General features: G+C 67.2%; 22 protein-coding genes. 12 read left to right on the top strand and 10 right to left on the bottom strand.

The features are described from left to right. Positions 1–360 precede the first annotated feature (360 nt). Positions 361–741 (bottom strand): VOC family protein, encoded by a 381-nt coding sequence (locus ACYQ78_RS21420; RefSeq protein ID WP_459802647.1) that lies wholly within the window; start codon positions 739–741, stop codon positions 361–363. Between the two features lie 57 nt (positions 742–798). After that, complete coding sequence (locus tag ACYQ78_RS21415) at positions 799–1,272, bottom strand: hypothetical protein (protein ID WP_459802646.1); 474 nt, start codon at positions 1,270–1,272, stop codon at positions 799–801. Between the two features lie 106 nt (positions 1,273–1,378). Here ACYQ78_RS21415 and ACYQ78_RS21410 point away from each other — a divergent pair, with 106 nt between their 5' ends. The 4 genes from ACYQ78_RS21410 to ACYQ78_RS21395 are packed head-to-tail and all read left to right on the top strand — an operon-like array spanning position 1,379 to position 5,440. After that, the gene (locus tag ACYQ78_RS21410) at positions 1,379–2,440 is read left to right on the top strand and encodes an AAA family ATPase (RefSeq protein ID WP_459802645.1); all 1,062 of its coding nucleotides are present in this window, start codon (positions 1,379–1,381) and stop codon (positions 2,438–2,440) included. After that, entirely contained in the window at positions 2,440–4,206 is a 1,767-nt protein-coding gene (locus ACYQ78_RS21405) for a vWA domain-containing protein (RefSeq protein ID WP_459802644.1), read from the top strand. Before ACYQ78_RS21410 ends, ACYQ78_RS21405 begins: the two co-directional genes overlap by 1 nt. Positions 4,207–4,246: 40 nt before the next feature. Continuing rightward, a complete protein-coding gene (locus ACYQ78_RS21400) occupies positions 4,247–4,867 on the top strand; it encodes a TetR/AcrR family transcriptional regulator (protein WP_459802643.1) in 621 nt (206 codons plus the stop codon). A 12-nt stretch (positions 4,868–4,879) separates the two neighbouring features. Beyond that, positions 4,880–5,440, top strand: a complete 561-nt coding sequence (locus ACYQ78_RS21395) for a DUF1707 SHOCT-like domain-containing protein (RefSeq protein WP_459802642.1) — start codon at positions 4,880–4,882, stop codon at positions 5,438–5,440. On the opposite strand, the gene ACYQ78_RS21390 is transcribed toward ACYQ78_RS21395, so the two are convergent. Continuing rightward, positions 5,419–6,459: an STM4015 family protein gene (locus tag ACYQ78_RS21390; protein WP_459802641.1), complete on the bottom strand. Its 1,041-nt coding sequence runs from the start codon at positions 6,457–6,459 to the stop codon at positions 5,419–5,421. The genes ACYQ78_RS21395 and ACYQ78_RS21390 overlap by 22 nt on opposite strands. 112 nt (positions 6,460–6,571) lie before the next feature. On the opposite strand from ACYQ78_RS21390, the gene ACYQ78_RS21385 reads away from it, so the two are divergent. Together ACYQ78_RS21385 and ACYQ78_RS21380 are read left to right on the top strand one after the other, a co-directional pair. Further along, the gene (locus tag ACYQ78_RS21385; RefSeq protein ID WP_459802640.1) at positions 6,572–6,904 is read left to right on the top strand and encodes a sigma factor; all 333 of its coding nucleotides are present in this window, start codon (positions 6,572–6,574) and stop codon (positions 6,902–6,904) included. A gap of 56 nt (positions 6,905–6,960) precedes the next feature. After that, positions 6,961–7,104 carry a hypothetical protein gene (locus ACYQ78_RS21380; RefSeq protein ID WP_459802639.1) on the top strand — a complete coding sequence of 48 codons (144 nt, stop codon included), beginning with the start codon at positions 6,961–6,963 and terminating at the stop codon, positions 7,102–7,104. Here the strand turns inward: ACYQ78_RS21380 and ACYQ78_RS21375 are convergent. Continuing rightward, a complete protein-coding gene (locus tag ACYQ78_RS21375; protein WP_459802638.1) occupies positions 7,097–7,660 on the bottom strand; it encodes a TetR/AcrR family transcriptional regulator in 564 nt (187 codons plus the stop codon). The two genes, ACYQ78_RS21380 and ACYQ78_RS21375, sit on opposite strands and share 8 nt — an antisense overlap. 56 nt (positions 7,661–7,716) lie before the next feature. Here ACYQ78_RS21375 and ACYQ78_RS21370 point away from each other — a divergent pair, with 56 nt between their 5' ends. Further along, positions 7,717–8,550 carry an SDR family oxidoreductase gene (locus tag ACYQ78_RS21370; protein WP_459802637.1) on the top strand — a complete coding sequence of 278 codons (834 nt, stop codon included), beginning with the start codon at positions 7,717–7,719 and terminating at the stop codon, positions 8,548–8,550. 57 nt (positions 8,551–8,607) lie between these two features. Further along, positions 8,608–9,330: an SDR family oxidoreductase gene (locus ACYQ78_RS21365; protein WP_459802636.1), complete on the top strand. Its 723-nt coding sequence runs from the start codon at positions 8,608–8,610 to the stop codon at positions 9,328–9,330. Here ACYQ78_RS21365 and ACYQ78_RS21360 read toward each other — a convergent pair. The 4 genes from ACYQ78_RS21360 to ACYQ78_RS21345 form a co-directional block, all read right to left on the bottom strand. Continuing rightward, on the bottom strand, positions 9,317–9,916 hold the full coding sequence (locus ACYQ78_RS21360; RefSeq protein ID WP_459802635.1) for a tetratricopeptide repeat protein: 600 nt from the start codon (positions 9,914–9,916) through the stop codon (positions 9,317–9,319). The two genes, ACYQ78_RS21365 and ACYQ78_RS21360, sit on opposite strands and share 14 nt — an antisense overlap. Continuing rightward, on the bottom strand, positions 9,897–10,121 hold the full coding sequence (locus tag ACYQ78_RS21355) for a helix-turn-helix domain-containing protein (protein ID WP_459802634.1): 225 nt from the start codon (positions 10,119–10,121) through the stop codon (positions 9,897–9,899). The genes ACYQ78_RS21360 and ACYQ78_RS21355 overlap by 20 nt, the downstream gene beginning before the upstream one ends. After that, positions 10,121–10,585 carry a DUF2975 domain-containing protein gene (locus ACYQ78_RS21350; RefSeq protein WP_459802633.1) on the bottom strand — a complete coding sequence of 155 codons (465 nt, stop codon included), beginning with the start codon at positions 10,583–10,585 and terminating at the stop codon, positions 10,121–10,123. The genes ACYQ78_RS21355 and ACYQ78_RS21350 overlap by 1 nt, the downstream gene beginning before the upstream one ends. A 63-nt stretch (positions 10,586–10,648) precedes the next feature. Further along, complete coding sequence (locus ACYQ78_RS21345) at positions 10,649–11,071, bottom strand: MarR family winged helix-turn-helix transcriptional regulator (RefSeq protein ID WP_459802632.1); 423 nt, start codon at positions 11,069–11,071, stop codon at positions 10,649–10,651. 53 nt (positions 11,072–11,124) lie between these two features. On the opposite strand from ACYQ78_RS21345, the gene ACYQ78_RS21340 reads away from it, so the two are divergent. Together ACYQ78_RS21340 and ACYQ78_RS21335 are read left to right on the top strand one after the other, a co-directional pair. After that, positions 11,125–12,252: a hypothetical protein gene (locus ACYQ78_RS21340; RefSeq protein ID WP_459802631.1), complete on the top strand. Its 1,128-nt coding sequence runs from the start codon at positions 11,125–11,127 to the stop codon at positions 12,250–12,252. A gap of 168 nt (positions 12,253–12,420) precedes the next feature. Beyond that, positions 12,421–12,789 carry a hypothetical protein gene (locus tag ACYQ78_RS21335; RefSeq protein WP_459802630.1) on the top strand — a complete coding sequence of 123 codons (369 nt, stop codon included), beginning with the start codon at positions 12,421–12,423 and terminating at the stop codon, positions 12,787–12,789. A gap of 251 nt (positions 12,790–13,040) precedes the next feature. Here the strand turns inward: ACYQ78_RS21335 and ACYQ78_RS21330 are convergent, their stop codons facing one another. After that, positions 13,041–14,597, bottom strand: a complete 1,557-nt coding sequence (locus ACYQ78_RS21330) for a hypothetical protein (protein ID WP_459802629.1) — start codon at positions 14,595–14,597, stop codon at positions 13,041–13,043. Between the two features lie 593 nt (positions 14,598–15,190). Between ACYQ78_RS21330 and ACYQ78_RS21325 the strand changes: the two genes are divergently transcribed. Further along, positions 15,191–15,733, top strand: a complete 543-nt coding sequence (locus tag ACYQ78_RS21325) for a GIY-YIG nuclease family protein (RefSeq protein WP_459802628.1) — start codon at positions 15,191–15,193, stop codon at positions 15,731–15,733. A gap of 143 nt (positions 15,734–15,876) precedes the next feature. On the opposite strand, the gene ACYQ78_RS21320 is transcribed toward ACYQ78_RS21325, so the two are convergent. Continuing rightward, the gene (locus ACYQ78_RS21320) at positions 15,877–16,629 is read right to left on the bottom strand and encodes a hypothetical protein (protein ID WP_459802627.1); all 753 of its coding nucleotides are present in this window, start codon (positions 16,627–16,629) and stop codon (positions 15,877–15,879) included. 1,766 nt (positions 16,630–18,395) lie between these two features. Between ACYQ78_RS21320 and ACYQ78_RS21315 the strand changes: the two genes are divergently transcribed. Beyond that, positions 18,396–19,731: tetratricopeptide repeat protein (locus ACYQ78_RS21315; protein WP_459802626.1), on the top strand; the 1,336-nt coding region annotated here is incomplete at its 3' end.

Below are 19,731 nucleotides of genomic sequence, written 5' to 3'. Positions count from 1 at the left end.
GAGGAGACCGATCTCAGGCCACCGCAACGACGAACGATCGAGGTCCGGGACCCACCCGGGCCCTCGATCGGGAGTCGCACGACGGGTCACGGCGTCCATACCGCCTTGGTGCCCGCTCAAGCCTGGCCACCACGCCGTTCCCCAATCTCTTCATCGCCCGCAATCAGCAGCCCCGACCAGGTTCAACACGCCACCTGACTCTCGCCACGCCAACGCCCTCGAGTCTCGCCACGAGAGCCCCCTCAATTCGCCTCCGGCCCATCCCGTGGCCATGGACCCGGCGTTCTCAGGTCCGCGCTCCCAGACCTGCGCTCTCGGCTAGCGCCTTCGCACCGGCCTAGCGAGGTGGGCTGATGAGCGTCAAAGCGGGTCTATGCGACGCTTCAGCAGGCAGAACTCGTTGCCTTCCGGGTCGGCCAGGACGTGCCACGGTTCCTCGCCCGTCTGGCCGATGTCCGCAGGGCGTGCGCCCAGCCGCAGGAGGCGTTCGAGTTCGGCGTCCTGGTCGCGGTCGGTGGGGTTGACGTCGATGTGGAGCCGGGATTTTCCCTTCTCCGGCTCATCTCTGCGGCTGAGGATGATCGTCGGTTGGGGGCCGCCGAACCCCTCGCGTGGGCCGATCTCCAGTGACCCGTCGTCCTCTCGATCGAGGACGACGAAGTCGAGGACCTCACACCAGAACCGCGCCATCACCTCGGGGTCACGGCAACTGAGCACGAGTTCACTGATACGACATGCCATAACGAAACCTGCTCCCAGCAGCGAAAACGATTCCGCGACCGTATCGAATGATTCCGCTCAGCACCGGCCTTCGCCCTCGGTGACGAAGTCGCGTTCGGTCATGAGGTCGCGTCCGCCGAGGTCGACCTGAATGCGTCCCGGAGCCGCGCCCAGGCGTTCGGTGTCGGCCGGCCGGAAGTGGACCGAGGCGGTGGCGGGGGTGTCGTCGGCGGAGCGGCCGAAGATCATGTAGATCACTTCGGGGTGGAGTTCGCCCAGTGGGCGGGTCGCCTGCCAGCCGTTGTCCGGCCGGTCGAGCCGGAACGACGACGTGGAGCCGTCCAGGCGCGGCGCCGTGTACACGGCGTCCCGGACCGATCTCTCGTTCTCGTTGTGGTAGACGACGACGGTGCCGGGCGGATCTCCGCACCACGCCAGCACCACGCGGAGATTCCCCTCGCCGTCGACCGTCAGCCCGGTCATCCCGTCCGCCGGTCCGGTGCAGCCGGAAAGCAGACCGGGCCACAGCAGAAACGCCAGGTATCTCCGCACGCGTGCAGCGTAGAAAGCATCGGTATCGGACGGAACCCCGATAACGCCTTATCCGACGAAAAAAACCAATGGCTGTAGTCCGGGTCATTCCGGAAAGCTGGTCTATATGCAGGCCACCGTCACCGTCACGCCGGCCGCGCTTCCCGAGGTGTTGCTGAATGTCGCCCTGGTGCGTCCCGTCTTCCTCTGGGGTGCTCCGGGTATTGGGAAGAGTTCGCTGGTCAAGGCGTTCGCCGAGTCGCTGGGGCTCGAATGTGTGACGCTGCTCGGCACCCAGCTGGCCCCCGAGGATCTCATCGGCGTGCCACAGATCGTGGGCGATCGGAGCCGGTTCGCGCCGCCTGAGTCGATCGCCCGCGATGAGCCTTACTGTCTGTTCCTCGACGAACTCAACGCCTCTTCTCCCGAAGTGCAGAAGGCGTTTTATTCGCTGATTCTCGATCGGCGCATCGGGACCTACGAGCTGCCCCCGGGGTCGGTCGTCATCGGCGCGGGGAACCGCGCGACCGACAACGCGCTCGCGCGGCCGATGCCGTCGGCGCTGGTCAACCGGATGATCCATGTTCACCTGCGGGCCTCGGTCGACGACTGGCTGGTCTGGGCCTCGGCCAATGGTGTGCACCGGTGGGTGGTCGACCATCTCGTACAGCGGCCTGATCATCTGTGGAGTGCTCCGCCGAAGACGGAGGAGCCGTTCTCCACGCCGCGTGGGTGGCACATGCTGTCGGACGCGCTGCACGCCTACGGCGAGGAGGTCGACGGCGACACGCTGGCGGTGCTGGCCCACGGCACGCTGTCGCCGGTGCACGCGTCGGCTTTCCGGGCCTATGTGAAGACGGTCCGGCACGCCTTCGACCTCGACGCCGTGCTCAAGGGCGACGCGGGCTGGCCGCGCGATCCTCTCGACCGCGATCTACTGTTCTTCCTGTCGGAGGCGTTCCGGGCGCGGCTGGCAAAGGACCTGCCGGCGTCCAAGAAGCACGCTTCGCCCACATTGCAGAAGCTGGCGTTCCGGGCGAAGGCACTGCTGATCGAGCTGGCCGAGATCAGCCTCGAATGCGCCCAGTTGGTCATCGCCACCGACGACAACGGGGTTCCGGTGCTGCCGTCGTGGTTCCTCATCGAGGTCGGCCGCGATCTGCCCCGGCTGGCGGCGGCGCGGGCCTGATGAAGAAGCAGCGCAAACCCGATCCGTGGCGCCTGGCGGTCTTCCACGGCTGGCACGACGCGTCGGCGCATCCGCTGTTCCGCACGCTGAAGGCCGACCTGACCGACCACGAAGATCTGCCGAACGGATTGTGGGCCGACATCCTCCCCGAGGGGACGGTCCGTTTCAATCCGCGGGTACGCGCCGAATCCGACCAGTGGGCCTGGGTGTTCGCCCACCTGCTGCTGCACGCGGGCTTCGGCCACCTCGACCCGCGCAACGCCGAGCCCGGCGACCTCGAACGACCCATGGGGAGGGAGAAGCGGCGGACCCCCCGGCTCCACTACCAGGCGGCCTGCTGTGTCACGGTCGACCGGTTCCTCGCGTCCGTCGGCATCGGCAGCCCGCCCCGGCCGCCGAAGGACCTTCCCCCCGACGACGAGGCGACCCTCGCCCGGCGATGGGCGGCCGGGGTCCCGGCCGAATACGCGCCCGAGCACCCCGACTTCACCATCGGCACCGAGAAGCAGGCCGACTGGCACAAATACCCCAACGAACTCGCCATCGGCGTCTCCTCGGCGGCGACGTCTGCCGTCACGGTGGCGTCGGGCGGTGACCCCTACCGGCCCAAGCCGCCGTGGGAGCTGGCGCTGGGGTGGTTCGTGTCTTCGTATCCGCTGCTGGGCGCGCTGGCGGCCGGGATGAAGATCGTCGCCGATGCCGACGTGGCCCGGGGCTGGGACATCTCGATCGCGGCGGTCAACGCCGAGGTCGGGGAGCTCTACGTCAATCCGCTGATCGAGCTGTCGACGGAAGAGTGGCGGTTCGTCCTGGCGCACGAGATGCTCCACGCCGCGCTGCGGCATGGTGATCGGGTGGGCGGGCGTGATCCGTACACCTGGAATGTGGCCTGTGACTTCGTCGTCAACGGCTGGCTCGTCGAGATGAACGTCGGCGAGATGCCCGAAGGGCTCCTCTACGACGCCGACCTGCGCGGCATGTCCAGTGAGGAGGTGTACGACCGCATCAGCACCGACCTGCGCCGCATGCGCCGTCTGGCCACCCTCCGGGGCAGGGGCCTCGGCGACCTCCTCCACGAACCCGGACATCCCGGCCGGTACGCCGACCTCGACGCCTACTACCGCAGCGCCCTGTCCAACGGCCTGGAATACCACCTGTCGTCCGGACGGGGGTACCTCCCGAGCGGCCTCGAACAGGAGATCCGCGCCCTCGACCAGCCCCCGCTCCCCTGGGACGCCCAGCTGGCCCGGTGGTTCGACGAACACGTCCGCAGCCCCGAGCGCAAGCGCACCTACGCCCGCGCCTCCCGCCGCCAGTCGTCGACGCCGGGCATTCCACGGCCGGGCTGGATCCTGCCCGAAGAGGTGGTGCGGCAGGCGACGTTCGGCGTGGTCCTCGACACGTCGGGCTCGATGGACATCCGGCTCCTGGGCAAGGCCCTGGGCGCGATCGCGTCATACGCCCTGGCCAGAGACGTGCCGCAGGCCCGGGTGGTGTTCTGCGACGCCGCCGCCTACGACGCGGGCTACCTGCCGGTCGAGACGATCGCCGGGCAGGTGCGGGTGCGCGGGCGGGGCGGCACCGAGCTGCAGCCGGGGGTCAACCTGCTCGAACGCGCCGACGACTTCCCCCGAGACGGGCCCGTCCTGATCATCACCGACGGGTGGTGCGACGTGATCCGGGTGCGGCGCGAGCACGCGTACCTGCTCCCGGAAGGGGCCTCGCTGCCGTTCCGGCCGCGCGGCCCGGTGTTCCGCATGCGCTGAGACCGGCCTCTGTTGTCCAGTGGCCAATAAGCTGCCGCCCATGACACCCAGAAGGCGGCGCAGTCCCGAGGAATCACGCGCGGAACTTCTGACCGCGGCGGCCCTGCTGATCAGGGAACACGGCCCCGACGCCGTCACCCTGCGCCAGATCGCCGAGGCCGCCGGTGTCGCCCACGGGCTCGTGACCCACTATTTCGGCACCTACGCCGCGCTGGTCCGCGAGGTGCTGACCGCCGAGAACGACCGCATCGAGGTGGCGGTCCGCGAGCGGATCAGGGCCGAGCAGGGCGTGCCGACCGCGGCGGGGATCACAGGCGTGCTGTTCGACACCCTGGCCGACGAACGCTACCTGCGCCTGTTCGTCTGGGCCGAGATGAACGCCGGATACCGGGGGTCGGTCCGGCCGGAACTGGTCGAGCTGATCGACGCGATCGAGGCCGGGATCCGGGAGGCGCTGGCGGGCGGGCCGGTTCCGACCCGCGCCCGCATCGAGGCGGTGGCGCTGATCGGGCTGTCGGCGGCGTACGGGTTCGCCATCGGCGGGCGGTCGTGGCTGGCGGGCCTGGGACACGATCCCGACGACCCGGCGCACGAGACGGAGTTCCGGGCCGAGCTGGCCACCGCGCTCGGCAACCACATGACTTATTGGCCAAATGGATAATAAAATGCCCACATGACGGACCAAGGAGTACGCGCCTCCGACGGAGACCGCGATCGCGCGGCCGAGCGCTTACAGAAGGCCGCGGCCGAGGGACGGATCACGCTCACCGAACTCGACCGGCGGCTCACCGACGTCTACGAGGCCAAGACACAGGCCGAACTGGACCGGGTGGGGCACGACCTCCCCCGGCCCGAGCGCGCCGACACCCTGGTGGTCGGCGCCGAGCCCGGCTCCCGCTTCGCGATGAGCGTGTTCGGCTGGTTCAGCCGCCGGGGCCGGTGGGTCGTCCCGCGCGGGTTCACGTCGCTGGCGATGTTCGGCGGAGGTGAGATCGACCTGCGGGACGCGCGGTTCGCCGGGCGGGAGGTCCGGGTGCGGGTGTTCGCGCTGTGGGGCTACACGGAGGTGGCCGTCCCCGACGACCTCGACGTCGAGGTCAAGGGGTTCGGACTGTTCGGGGTGTTCGACAGAGGCGCCGCCCGCAGAAGACCGGGCGGGCCCAAGGTCGTGATCAGCGGCCTCGCCCTGTTCGGCGGAGTCCGCACGAAGACCTACTCGGCGACGGCGACGTAGCCCCCGCGCACATCCCCCCGGGCTTCGCTGAGATCGATCTCGACCCCGGGCAGCGCCCGCTGAAGGCGTTCACCCATGGACGTGGTCAGGAAGTGATGGTGCAGGTCGAGTCGGCGTAGGTGGGTGAGCGGCTGACCACTCAGCAGGGCCTCGGCTCCGGCGTCACTCAGCATCCCCATGGCCAGGCTGAGCTCCTCCAGCCGCGCGGTGACCGGCGCCACGGCCACGGCGGCGGCCACCTCGTCCTGGATCTCGCTGTCACGGAGCCCCAATCGACGCAACGAGGGCAGCCCCGTCCCCCGCAGGATCCCGTCGAGATCGCCCTCGGTCGCGCCGCCGCCGTATTCGGTCACGCCGAGCCACAGCTCCAGGTGCTCCAGCGCGGGCAGCTCGCTCTGCCCGATCGCCCGGACGACCTCCTCGGGCAGCCCACCCGTCTCGAACCGCAGCACCTTGAGAGACTCGTGCCGCACGGGACGGAGCTCCAGCCCCTCACTGCCGCGCACGTCGAGCCGCTCCAGCAGCGGGAACGCCTCCAGGATCGGGGTGATGTCACCCTGCTCGATCCAGGAGATCTGGTAGTCGATGTCGATCAGGCACAGGAACAGCGCCCGCAACCCGGGCAGCCGATGGGCGTTGGCGGCGAGCACGGCCGGGGCGTGGACGGCGCTGATCCCGGGAACCACGATGGCCCGGATCTGAGCGCCGTCGACGGTGGCGAGCAGCTTCTCCAACCCCTCTGTGAACCCGGCGTGACTGGCCGGCTCGTAGAGTTCGGCACCCCACAAGGGCCACGCGAAGCCCCCGGGATCACCTCCGGGCGGGCGGTGCCCAACGACGGGCAGCCCGGCGAAGGTGTCGCGGTGGGCGCCCATCCGGTCGAAGCGGTAGCACTCGTCGTCGTGGAGGAAGGTCTCGCCGCAGTCGCGCGGGTCGGCCGGGCGGCCGGGATGGAGCGCGTCGAGATGTCTGTCGTGTTCGGCGTCGTCGAAATACATCTCGTTGCCTTCGGGGAACATGCGGCGTCCTCGGTCAGGGGGGCGGGGTTCCGTCCTACCAAAGGCGAACGACAATTCCATGCAACCTCCGCCCCTCGAGGCGCATTAGAGCAGTGACGAGGAGGGGAGGCGCATGCACGACGCCGAGTTCACCGACTACGTGTCGGCGAAGTCGTTGTGGTTACGTCAGGTCGCGTTCCTCCTGTGCGGCGACTGGCACGCCGCCGACGAACTGGTGCAGGTCGCCGTCACCCGGCTCTACCTGAACTGGCTGCGGGTACGCGCGGTCGAGAACCCCGACGGCTACGCGCGTACCGTCCTGGTCAACGCCTACCTGGCCGAACGCCGTTCCTCGTGGGCCCGCCGCTCCCCCTGCGCATCCACGGACTCCCCGAAGACCTGGACGTCACCGAAGTCCACTTCTGGCGCCCCCGACCCAACGACGACACGGGCTGGGACCTCGTGATGTTCTATGCAAAAACAGACAAGACAAGCGTCACCATCCGGGTCGGCCTGAAGCCGATGTCGGACGGCTCCTGCGATTCGGCCAATGGCCTCCATGTCTGCGTACAGGCGCAGAATCGGGGTGACGCCGACGACCTGCTCGGCCGAATCACCCTGCTCGGCCCCGACGAGAGCCGGTGGACGACGAACGTCGTCACCTGACGGCGTCGAGCCAGGCGAGCAGGCGAGCGCCCTCGCGGTCCATGACCGCGGGGTCGCGCAGGGCGTTGGCCAGCAGCGACATCCCCTGGTAGGCGCCCACCAGGGTCAGCGCGAGCCCGTCGGGATCGGCCAGGCCCAGCTCACGGAACTGACTTTCCACCCACGTGAGCAGCAGCCGGATGACCCGCCCCGCCTCGGCGTCGAGCCCGCCGCCGTCGCGTTTGTCCAGCTCGGCGGCGAGGGTGCCGGTCGGGCAGCCGTAGCGGGCGGCGAGGTCGCGCTGGCTCACCCACGCCTCGACCAGCCCTTTGAGCCGCTCGCGAGGATCGGGAAGCCGGTCGAGACCACTGGTCAGCAGCTCCAGCTGACGCGCGTGCTCCGACAGGGCGGCCGCGACCAGATCGTCTTTGGTCTTGAAGTAGTAGTAGACGTTGCCCACGGGCACCTCGGCCGCGCGCGCGATGTCGGCGATGGTGGTGCGCTCGGCCCCCTGCCGATGCACGACTTCGGCCGCCGCCCGCGTGAGCCGCTGCCGCTTCGATTTCAAGTCAGTCACCTGACTAATTCTATGCTACGTTCTTATCAGTCAGTCGACTAACTAAGGAGTTCGTCATGATCGTCGTCACAGGTGCCACCGGCAACGTCGGCCGCACGCTGGTCCGCCTGCTCGCCGGGCAGGGCCACGAGGTGACCGCCGTGTCCCGCCGCATCACCCCCGCCGACGTGCCATCCGGCGTCCGCGCCGTCGCCGCCGACCTCTCCCGACCGACCACCGACCTGCCCTCCGAGGCCGACGCGGTGTTCCTGCTGGTCGGCGGCGACCTGATGATGGCCGGCGACCCCGCCCGCGCCGTCGCCCCCTTCGCGGGCTCCGGCCGGATCGTCCTGCTCTCCTCGCAGGGGGTGGCCACCCGCCCCGATTCGCTCTCCCACGGGCGCGCCTTCGCCGCCTTCGAACAGGCCGTCATTCGCTCGGGCGCGGAATGGACCTTTCTGCGCCCCGGTGGCTTCGCCTCCAACGCCTATGCCTGGACGTCCTCCGTCACCACCACCCGCACCGTCGCCGCCCCGTTCGGCGACATCGGCCTCCCGGTCGTCGACCCCGACGACATCGCCGCCGTGGCCGCCGTCACCCTCACCGAATCAGGCCACGCAAAGGAGATCTACGAACTGACCGGCCCCGAAGCGATCACCCCGCGGCGGCGTGCGGCCGCCATCGCCGCCGCCATCGGCGAGCCGATCACCTTCACCGACCAGACCAGAGAGGAGGCCCGCACCCAGATGCTGGCCTTTATGCCCGCCCCGGTCGCCGACACGACCCTCGACATCCTCGGCACCCCGACCATCCAGGAGCAGAGCGTCAGCCCCGACGTCGAGAGGGTCCTCGGCCGCGCCCCCGCCACCTTCGCGGCGTGGGCGGAACGCAACGCCGCGGCCTTCCGCTGACGCGGGCTGCAGTGACCCGCAAGGCCATTCCAAGATCACCACACCACGCTGACCGGCATGACGATCGCACTGATCACCGGCGCCAACAAGGGAATCGGCCACGAGACGGCCCGCCTCCTCGGCGAAGCGGGCGCCACCGTCCTCGTCGGCGCCCGCTCCGAAGAACGCGGCACCGCCGCCGTGACCCGCCTCAGGGAGGGCGGCGCCGACGCGGTCTTCATCCCCCTGGACGTCACCGACCAGGCCACGATCGACGCCGCCGCCAAGTGGATCGAGGCGGAGTACGACCACCTCGACATCCTGGTCAACAACGCCGGCACCCTCCACCCCGCCGACGGCGCGGGCCCGAGCTCGACCCCGGTCTCCGCCGTGCGGGAGACACTGGAGACCAACGTCATCGGCGTGATCGCCGTGACCAACGCCATGCTCCCGCTGCTGCGCCGGTCGGCGGCGGGCCGGATCGTCAACGTGGGCAGCGAACTCGGCTCGCTGGCCGTCGTCACCGACCCGGAGAACGCCTTCTACCCGTTCAACATGCTGGCGTACAACACGGGAAAGACGGCGGTGAGCGCGATCACCGTGGCGTACGCGAAGGAGCTTTCGGCGACGAACATCAAGGTCAACGCCGGAAACCCCGGCTACTGCGCCACCGACATGAACGGCCACCAGGGCCACCGATCGGCGGCCGAGGGCGCCGCCGAGCTGGTCCGCCTGGCCACCCTGCCGGTCGACGGCCCGACGGGCGGCTTCTTCCGTGAGGGCTCCCCTATGCCGTGGTGAACGCCGTCCTGGCCTGCTCGATCTGCCCCACGATGACCTGGGCGCCGTGGGCGAGCGCGATGGCGTGGGCGTCGTCGAGGATCGCGAGCGCGTCCGCCCGGCGATCCTGGGCGGACGCGACATAGGCCAGCCCGATCATGTTGGCCGCCACGACGGGCAGGGATCCGGCCTCCCGGAACAGCCGCGACGACTCCTCCAGCCGCTCGCGCGCCTCGTCGAGCCGACCGCCCATGTGCGCCGCGATCCCCAGATGGCGCAGCGCCTCCCCCTGGGTCGCCTGGTCCCCCATCTGGCGAGCCCGTTCGAACAGGGGAACCGCCGTCTCGTTGTCCCGGCGGATGACCTGGTGCAGGCAGCCGACCCAGAACAGCGCCTCGGCCTCGCCGCGGGTATCCCCCAACGCCCGGTAGAGCTCGACCGCCCGCTCGAACAACGGCAGCTCGGCGGGGTCCTCGCCACGCGCCCGGTCAGCGAGGAACCGTCCGTGCAGAATCCGCCCACGGGCCAGCGCGAGATCGGCCTCCACCGCGTCGAGCGTCCGGTCGGCCTCGACCGGCGTCTCGGCGTCACCCAGGTTCCAGGGCATCGTCGCCCTCCCATCGCAGCAGATCGCCCGGCTGGCATTCGAGCACCTCGCACAGCGCCGCGAGCGTCGCGAACCGCACCGCCTTCGCCCGCCCGTTCTTGAGCACCGCCAGGTTGGCGGGCGTGATCCCGACACGATCGGCGAGGTCGCCGACGGACATCTTCCGCCGGGCCAGCATCACGTCGATGTCGACGACGATGGGCACTAGATCACCTCGTCCAGCTCGGCCCGCATCTGCGCCGCCTGAGCGAGCAGCATCCGCAGCACGAGCACGATGAGCGCGCCCCCCAGAATCCCCAGCCCGACCCCGCCCATGATGACCGTGACGCCCGGATCTTCCCGCTGCCCCGGCGCGTTGAGCGCCGTGACCGTGAACCACAGCAGAGCGGCCACCACGATCGCGCCGATCACCCGGTCGACGTAACGGAAGGCGGCGTGAGAGAACACCGTCCCGTGCCGCACCATCGTCACCAGCCGCCAGACGCTGACCACCACGACCTGGACCGCCAGCATCCCCACGATCAGAATCAGCCGCATCGGCGTGAGCGGGAGCGTCTCGTCGTCGGGCCCGACGGTCAATGTCACGATCATCGATCCCTGTACGAGCACCGTACCGACGAACACCACCGCGAGCACGACCCGAAGCGCACTCACTGTCAGCTTCCCCATAACGCATCCTTCTATCGAATGACGTTGGGAATCTATCGACTTTCGATAGATCAGACAAGAGCGCTACTCGGCGAGCTCCGCCAGCACGGCCCGCGCGGTGGCCCACCGCCGAGGACCGACCCGCTCCCGCCACTCCCGCTCGATGTCCTCGATCGCGGCCGAACACGCCTTCTGCAACTCGACCCCCCGGGGCGTCGGCGCCACGATCCGCACCCGCCGATCGTTCGGATCGGCCGACACCCGCACGAACCCTTCCTGCTCCAGCGTGGCGACGAACTCCCCCATGGCCTGCTTGGTCATCGACGCACGCCGGGCCAGATCGGTCAGCCGGATGCCGTCGACGGGCATCAGATTCATCACCCGGAGAAACGACCCCCGCAGCCCAGGCGCGTGTTCGGCCATCGCCGCCTCCATGGCGCGCTTGGACGCCCGCAACACCCGCTCGATGAGCGCGAGAACGTGGTCGGGATCGCTGGCCAAAGTCATAAGGTTACCTTACTATCCCATGTAGTCAGGTAACCTTATCTTCGGAGCCCGCCATGTCGACCCATCTGATCGGCTCCACCTCCGTGAGCGACGCCGAACTCACCGACATCGTGACCCGCGCCCTCGGCCGACCCGTCGTCGTCAAGACCTGGTCGGCGGACGAGGTGGACTATCCGGTCTTCGGCTCCCCCAGCACGGGCACGCTGCGGCGAGTCCACGGCGTCACGGACGACGGCGAGCCGTTCCGCGTCTTCCTCAAGGTCGTCCACAGCCCCCGGCACTGGCCCCACCTGCACATGCTGCCCGAGCCCGCCCGTCAGGCGTTCGTCGACAACTTCCCCTGGCGAACCGAACTCGCCGCCTGGCAGCCCGACTTCACCGACCACCTGCCCACCGGCCTGCGCGTCCCCCACCTCTACCGCCTGACCGAACTCGGCGACGACCGCGTGGCGCTGTGGATGGAGGACGTGGCCGAACACCCCGACGCGTGGGAAGTACCGCGCTTCGCCCGAGCCGCCCATCTGCTGGGCGGTTTCGCAGCCGGCCGCTCTGCTCCCGAAGTGATCGCCGCCGCCGAGTGGCCTCCTGGGTATGGCCTGCGCATGTACCGGCACGCCCGGCTGAGCGGGGCGCTGCCCCAGCTCGAGGACGACGCTCTATGGGCGCATCCCTTGGTCGCGGCGTCGGTCGACTCACACCTCCGAGCGGACCTTCGCACCCTCGCCGGCAGACTCGACCAGATCCTCGACCGGCTCGACGAGTTGCCCCAGTCGATGCCGCACGGTGACGCGAGCCCGCAGAACCTGCTCGTGCCCTCCGACGAGCCTGACACCTTCGTCGCCATCGACGCGTCTTTCCAGACACCGCACGCGATCGGCTTCGACCTCGGTCAGCTGCTGGTGGGCCTGGTCCATGCCGGCCAGTTCCCTGCGGGGCGGCTCCCCGAGCTGCACGAAACGCTCGTGTCGTCTTTCCTGGACGGAATGGCCGAGTATGGAAAGCCATCGGCGTCCGACGATGTCGCGTATGGATTCATCGGCAGCCTGGTCATCCGCTCCGCGTTCACAGCCCTGCCCTGGGAACGCCTCAACGAGCCGTCCAGCACAGAGCTCACCGCTGATTTCCACGAACGCGCCCAGCTCACCCGCTTCATCGTGGACCGAGGACTAGCACTAACGTAGGGGCGAAATCGGGAGGCCGAGCGGGCGTCGGTGGTGCGTGAACCCTGCACCGGACCCACACCAATGCCACGCATCGCCCACATACCCGTCTGTTTTGATGGCGCCGTGACAGAGCGGAGACCCCCACAAGCCCGTCCAATTCCCTGGACGATCGGATGTGGGCTCTCCATGATCATCGCCATCACGTGCGGAACGGCCGGAGCCTTTCTCGACATCCACCTGGTGGCCCGCGCGGAGCTCTACTGCCTGGGCGACCTGAGCTCCGGCGAAAACTTCGCCGGAGCCGTCTGGGCTCTGACCCGGATCGTGATCTTCCCGACCGTCTCGGTAGCGTCGGCGCTCGTCGCCCAGTCCTTCCACCTGCTGACCCGACTGCCATGGCTGGCCGGACGTCTATGGCCGAGCCTCATACCGCTCGCCCTCACAGCTTCCGGTTCGATCATCGGCCCCGCAGCCATGACCATGTACGACCTGGCCACCAAGGGCACTCCAGGCGACTGCGTCCTACCCTTGTGGCCTTCATGGCTTCCCTCATAGCCCGACAGGTCAATACGGCACTGCTCGGAGACCTCCACCGCCCTGCACCCATGACACATCGCGATCATGCAGCACCGGAAAGCGCTGGATGTGAGTGCTTACGGCGGAACACGAAGCAGGCCATCGATCTGCGCGACCCGGGTGCCGACGGACGTCGTAGGTACGGCGCGGGCCCGGAATCCTGCGCGCCGCCGAGAGCGGCCCCTGGGCCGCATGCTCGGCGTGCGCGAGCAGGTGCAGGACCGGGTGGGTCACCAGAGCATGGGGATCAAGTCGGGGCCGACGATGTGGCCCTGGTGGGGCTGCGGGTCGTTGTGCTGGTCGTGCAGGAAATGGCCCCCGTACCAGACGACGATGTCGGTGGCGGCGATGTCCTCGTCGTTGAGGAACGCGTCCAGGTGGGCGCGGTCGTCCAGTCGTGAGGTGTCGGTCAGCTCGTCGGGATGGTTGCGAAGGAACCACAGGTCGGAGATGCCGAAGGCGTCGGCGGTGTTGTCATGCTCGCCGGGCACGATCCGGTAGCCGTACCCACTCGATTTGTCCCGGACCCGCCAGTGCCGCGCCGGCGTCCCGCGGCGACGCTTGGTCTCCCGCGTGATCGGGATCCACCCGTCGTCGCCGGTGCCGGCGTCGGCACTGCCCTGCTCGATCACGTCGGTCTTGGACCCGCCGATGTCGAAGTCGAACCGCCAGTAGGCGTGATGGCGGTGCCGCTGGCAGGTCATCGGGTTCTTGATGGCGCCGAATCCGAACCGCGGCTTGATCGTCCCGTCGAGGGCGAGCCGCCAGTCCGACATATACCGGTACCAGCCCGCCTCCAGTTCGCTGACGATCCGCACCTCCCCGGCGTCAGCGTCGTAATAGAAAGCGACACCCTGAAACGCCCCGGCGTCGGTGCCGGACTCCAGAATCGTCTTCGGCGGCCGGTCGCACACCCGCCACCCCCAGCCGACCGGATCCTCGCCGACGGCACGGAAGCGGGTCTCGGCGTTCTGCCAGTCACGGTAGGTGGTTCCGTTCTCGTATTCCACGTTGAGGATCGGCACGTGCGCCCGGCGCAGCACCAGCCGGCCGCGGTAGCGCACCTGACGCAGCTCCACCCCCGATCCGCTTCCCGCGGGGGCCGAATCACGCGGCCGCACCACGATCAGGTTCCACAGCTCCTCACCGCCGGAGATCACCCGCAACCGGACCATCGGGGGTCCACCCCGGTCGCGCAACGGCGCCACCTCGTCCGGCAGCCGCTCCTCGCAGTCGCCGTGGTCGGGGTGGGCGGCCACGTCGACCGGCTCCCAGTCCACCTCGCCGGCGGCGACATCAACGGCCACGATGTGATGGTGTGGAGTGCCAGAGGGTTGATAGATCCCGAGCGTGAGACGGCGAGCCCGGGTCCCGTCCGGCCTCTCGACGTCGGCGAGCGGCGGCATGGACCGGTAGACGATAGCTTCGGAGGAGGGAAAGCGGGCATCGGCCCGCAGGATCCGCGCGGCGGCCCCCACCTCGTCGGGCGTCGGCAGCGGCCGGAGAGCACTGGGCCGCACCTCGGCCGCCTCCGGCCGATCGAGGCGACCGCGCAGCTCGACCCCTCGGTTGGCGACCAGATCGAACACCGTGGCGTGAAACGGGGCGTCTCCGGGCTCGTCCTCGTGGTTGCCGAGCACGTCGCCGGTGACGATCAGGGTGCCCGGATCGGCCCCGTCCAGACGAGCGGCCATCTGATGGTGGGCGGCAAGCGCCGCCTGCACCCGATCGGCCACCCGTAAGGGCTCAGGCAGCGGTTCGATGACGATCTGTACATCCGCACTCACGTGGGTCCCCCAGTCAAAGATGTCTTCGCGGGCGCCGTCCCCCGAGTTCTCGGCGCTGGTTCGTTCCTATCCCGCAATGGGTCGGCAAGGAAGCAGAAAAGCCAAGCCCGTCGCCAGCGACGTGGTCACTAGCTGGTCACCCGGAAGATCAAACGACATGTCAGTCGGTCTTCTGCCGCAGCTTGGAGCGCGAGAGGCGGAGCACTTCGTAAGGAGCGCAGCGACCCGGAGCAAAGCGACGCCAGGTGCGCGCAAGCGCACCAGGGGGCGCGAGGGGCGGCGGCCATCTCGTATCGAGGGGTTCGGGGGGTCCCCCCTTGTAAACGACGAAGGGACCCTAGGAAAGCCGCCTCGGAGGGGAGGCGACCACAAGGCCCTGGTCACGAGTGGAGTTATGGGATTTGAACCCCAGACCCTTCGATGCGAAGCCACTTGCGTAGCCTGCACCGTCCGGCCTGCTAGGCCGCTGACCTGGGGATACAGTCCGTCGATGATCGGCAGCGTCCACCAGGGTACGCCCCCGTTGTCACTCAGTTTGTCACTCACCCCGCGTGCCCTAGCCTCTCCATCGGCCCGGACCGCCAGGAGACGCGATGAACGCCTCGGCCCTCATTGAGCCTGAAAAAGCTGTGGCGAGCAGCAGAAGTGCTGATGCGACCCAGCCCGGTCCCTGCGGCCCCGGCGTCTACGAATGGCGCTTCGCCCAGACGCCTGATCCGCAACTACCAGCCGACGCTCTTCTGTACGTCGGTATCGCCCCGCGCCGGATGGCGACGCGCACAAGCAGGCAGAACCTACGCACGAGAATCCGCTACCACTACCGGGGCTACGCCGAAGGCTCCACCTTAAGGCTCACCCTGGGCTGTTTACTTGGGTTGGAACTACGTCGCGCAGGGAGCGGCCGGCGGCCGACATTCGGCCCGGACGGGGAACGGGAACTCTCCGCTTGGATGGCTGAAAATGCTCATGTGTCGTGGCTGCAGCATCCAGAACCATGGCTCGCCGAATCTGAACTGATCGCCCAGTTAGACCTTCCGCTCAATCTCGACCAGAACCGGGGCCACCCATTCCATCACTACTTGAGTGGGCTGCGAGCATCAGCGAGAGTTCGCGCTCGGCAACTTCCTATCACCTAATCGCATTATTCATTATCCACAATCAGAAGCGGGAACTGGCCGCTCTCGTTGCGACACTGCGCGGAACCCTTTGACAAAGACCAGAGTAACGGAAGGGATCAAAACCTCGACAACCGCACGGCCCATTGTCCTGCAAAATCACGCTAGACTTGCATGTCAGGGATCACATGCTTCATAGCGGCCCGCGTAGCCCGGCCGTATTCCACTTCATCTGCTAATAGCCCCTGCGCTAGAAGTCTTTGACGTGTCGCCATCACATCGGCAAGCAGGCGAGGGCCGAAGCTCTCGGCGGTGATACCAGGACCGTAGAGCTCACTTTCCGGGATGCTCAACATGGAACCGTCGAACGCTTGCATGTAGAAGTCGCAAGAGATGACCGTCTTGAAGTCTTGACGCATTACGGCCCGGTGAGCCACGCCGCGCAGCACTTCTATATGTTCTCGCGCGTTCGTGGGAGACCCATCGGCGTAAGTCATTAGAGCTTTTTGCGAGCACTCCATGGCGCGCTGCTCAATTTTCTGGTGCCCCTTAGACACCGCCAGCTCCAGCTGGGAAACTACAGCGTTCCGCTTCCAGACCTTCACGGCAAAGAATATGGCGGCACCAAGGGATACGACGCCGGTGATCTCACGCCACCCAATCTTACTCTCAACGTAATAGTCGCCCGTGGCCGCAATCATTAATGCAGCCAGCACACCCATGCCAACTACGGAAACGATGTACACACCAACAAATACAGCGACCGTCTTCAATAATCGCACAGCGACTCCCAGCAAATTTGGAACGAAATATACCCGAAAACCACCCAATTCGAGAACGTAACCTTTACAACGTTTCGGAAACACCTTGGCGGCAATATTGACCCGAGAGGCGACGGCCAGCCCCCTCAGAGCCATCAGGCCACCATCGACAAGCTTTTAGTCATCATCCCAACAAGCAATGCCGCTTAAAACCAGATTAGATAGACAAAAATATGATTGGACATGTAACAGACAACAACTTCCTCAAGCAAACGATTTGTCCATATTGACCGAACTGTAGACTTTGCGCATAACATGACCGTGGGTCTTGGGTCTCTGTAAAGATCGCCGCCGTACCGCCGACACCATGATCCGAGATCGCCTCGTACGCCGTCGTCCCGGAGGGGCAGCGGGCCGGCGTCGGAGGGGCAAGCCCGGATTCGCGTGTACATGCTCCCGGTGACCTTCCTCGCCCGCTGGTTGCCCTACGTGCACAGCCGGGCTTGAGCCGGAGCCTCCGGTCTGCTGGGCTTGCCTGGGACGACGGTGTGCGAGGTGATCCCCCGCCACCAACTACAGACCCGCTACGTCTTGCACCCGCGATCACCTCGGGGCCGGAATCCCCCGCCGGAGGCGAAAAGACTCCTGGTCGCTTGTGGCCGGGACCGCCGTAACTCCACCCGGAGGTGGTGCACACCCGCTACGCGATCAAAGCCGCTGCCCTAAATCGGGCGTGGGAAGGTGGCGCGGACGGTCGGCCCAAAGAGGCCGCATGCCCGGCCGCGTCTGGCCGCCCCGCGCCGCCGACGCCCGCAGGGCGGCGGCTTGAACCCGTAAAGAAGGTTGTAACCAGCCCTGGAGCATCCTGCGGACGACCAGCCGTCCTACCGGGCCTGCCCCCATGAGACTCATCCATGTTCATCGCGGCCACGTCGCTGAACGCTCATGACATGGGGCAATCCACCAGCCGCAGTCACTCAGTTTGTCACTCAGAAGATCAAATCAGCACGCCAGCCGTCTGGCACCGCCTGTAATCGATCATCCGAGCGAAGCGAGCTCCCCCCGAGCGATAGCGAGGCCCTTCCAGGGAGGGCGAGGGGCGGAGCCCTTCGCAAGGAGCGCAGCGACCCGGAGCGAAAGCGACGTCAGGGCCGCGTGAGCGGACCAGGGGGAGCGCGAGGGGGCGGAGCCCTCTCGTATCGGGGGTCCGGGGGTCGCCCCCCGGTGTAAACGAGGAACGGCCCGTGGCAGCCACCCCGAAGGGGTGTCAACCACGAGCCGTTCCGAGAGTGGAGCTATGGGGATTTGAACCCCAGACCCCTTCGATGCGAAGGAAGACCAGACTGTCTGAGGAAATCGGCAGTAGTCGATCGGAGCGCTTTTACCTGGGCGGCAACTCTCAGGAGGTCGAGGTGAGGCTTAGAGGGCCGTAGGGCGTTGGCTCCCGAGCCTGGCTCCCGAAAGGCCGGGGCTAACGGCGAAACAGGAGTTTGAGCAGGCGCCAGGCCCTGGTACGGCGTCCTGCATCTCGGGAGAACAGGAACACCGCTGCGGGAGTGAGCACCAATCCGGCGGTGGCAGAGATGGTCCATGCCAGGTGGGGCATGATGCAAGAGGCCCTTCTGTGCGGAGGACGCCTCGGCGTCCGCGCCGGTAACCCGTGACAAGGTGGCGCGGACGCCGCTAGACGGCGCAGCCGCCCCCTGGTGGAGCGGCTTGACAACCACTGTGGAGCATCACAACTGCTCGTCGGGGGTCACGGACAATCCCGTACACCGCGCTGACAAAGCCGTCCACCAGGCGTTTGAGATCTGACAGCGGCAGACGATCACTGACAGGCGCTGACAGACGCTGACAGGATTCGGCAAGTTACCACAAACGGCATTTACATGTGCTGACAGTCTGGGATGCTCATGCTCACTATGAGCGAATTGGCTTCCATCCCTCCTAACAACCCCAATTCGTCGCTGGAGGACCTGCGGCGTCAGTTGCGGCTGCTGCACATGAAGGCTGGCGAGCCCAGTACACGAACGATTTCCCGTAGCACAAACCGTATGATCAGTCATACAACGGTGCATCAGGTGCTTCGCGCGCATCGCCCACCCAAATGGGATCAGCTCAAACTCGTCGTCGAAGCGCTTGGCGGTGACGCGCAGGTGGTGGAGGAGTTCCGCGATCTGTGGATTGCAGTGCGCCAGGCTGAACCTGCCTCGCAACTACCTATCCCAGAGGCCGATACCTCCCACGAGCCACGCGACGTGGAGGAAGCAGAAGATGAGCTACAAAGATGGCACGCCCTATGGGCAGTAGTCCGCGATCTTGTAGATATCGGCCAATACCGCCTAGCGCGTGATCTTCAAGCCCAGATCTGCAATGTTCTTGCAGGCCATTATGGCCTTGATGATCACGAGGCGCTGAATGCCCAAGCCATGCTTGGGTTGTTGACCGGTCATGCCGGTGACGTCACAGCCGCCCCAAAGCTGCTCGCCGAGTTGTTGCCCACTTATACGCGAGTGTTGGGTTTTGAGCACCCTGACACCTTGGTTACCCAGCATAATCTCGCGTACTGGGTCGGTGAGGGTGGAGATGCTGTGGCGGCCCGCGACCAGTTCGCCGATTTGCTGCCCGTCTGTGAGGCAGTGCTGGGCTATGAGCATCCAGTTACGTTGACTACTGGGAACAATCTTGCGCTCTGGATAGGCGCAGCGGGTGATGTTGTGGCGGCGCGTGACCGGCTCGCAGAATTGTTGCCAGTCCGTGTGCGAGTGCAAGGCGCTGAACACCCCCATACCTTGGCCAGTAGGAGCAACCTTGCGTATTGGGTCGGTGAGGCTGGAGATGCTCTGGCGGCCCGCGACCGGCTCGCAGAATTGTTGCCTGTCCGTGTGCGGGTGCAAGGCGCTGAACACCCCGACACCTTGACCACCCGGCATAGCCTCGCTTCCTGGGTCGGTCACGCGGGCGACGCCGTAGCGGCGCGTGACCGGCTCGCACAATTGTTGCCTGTCCGTGTGCGAGTGCTGGGCGCTGAACACCCCGACACCTTGGCCGCCCGGCACAGCCTCGCCTATTGGGTCGGTGAGGCTGGGGATGGTGTGGCGGCCCGCGACCGGCTCGCAGAATTGTTGCCTGTCCGAGTGCGTGTGCTGGGCGTTGAGCACCCGGCCACCTTGGCCACCCGGCATTACCTTGCGCACTGGGTCGGTGAGGCTGGAGATGGTGTGGCGGCCCGCGATCAGCTCGCAGAATTGTTGCCAG

The organism is Herbidospora sp. RD11066 (assembly GCF_054661255.1).
This window is presented reverse-complemented; position numbering and strand designations above follow the sequence as displayed.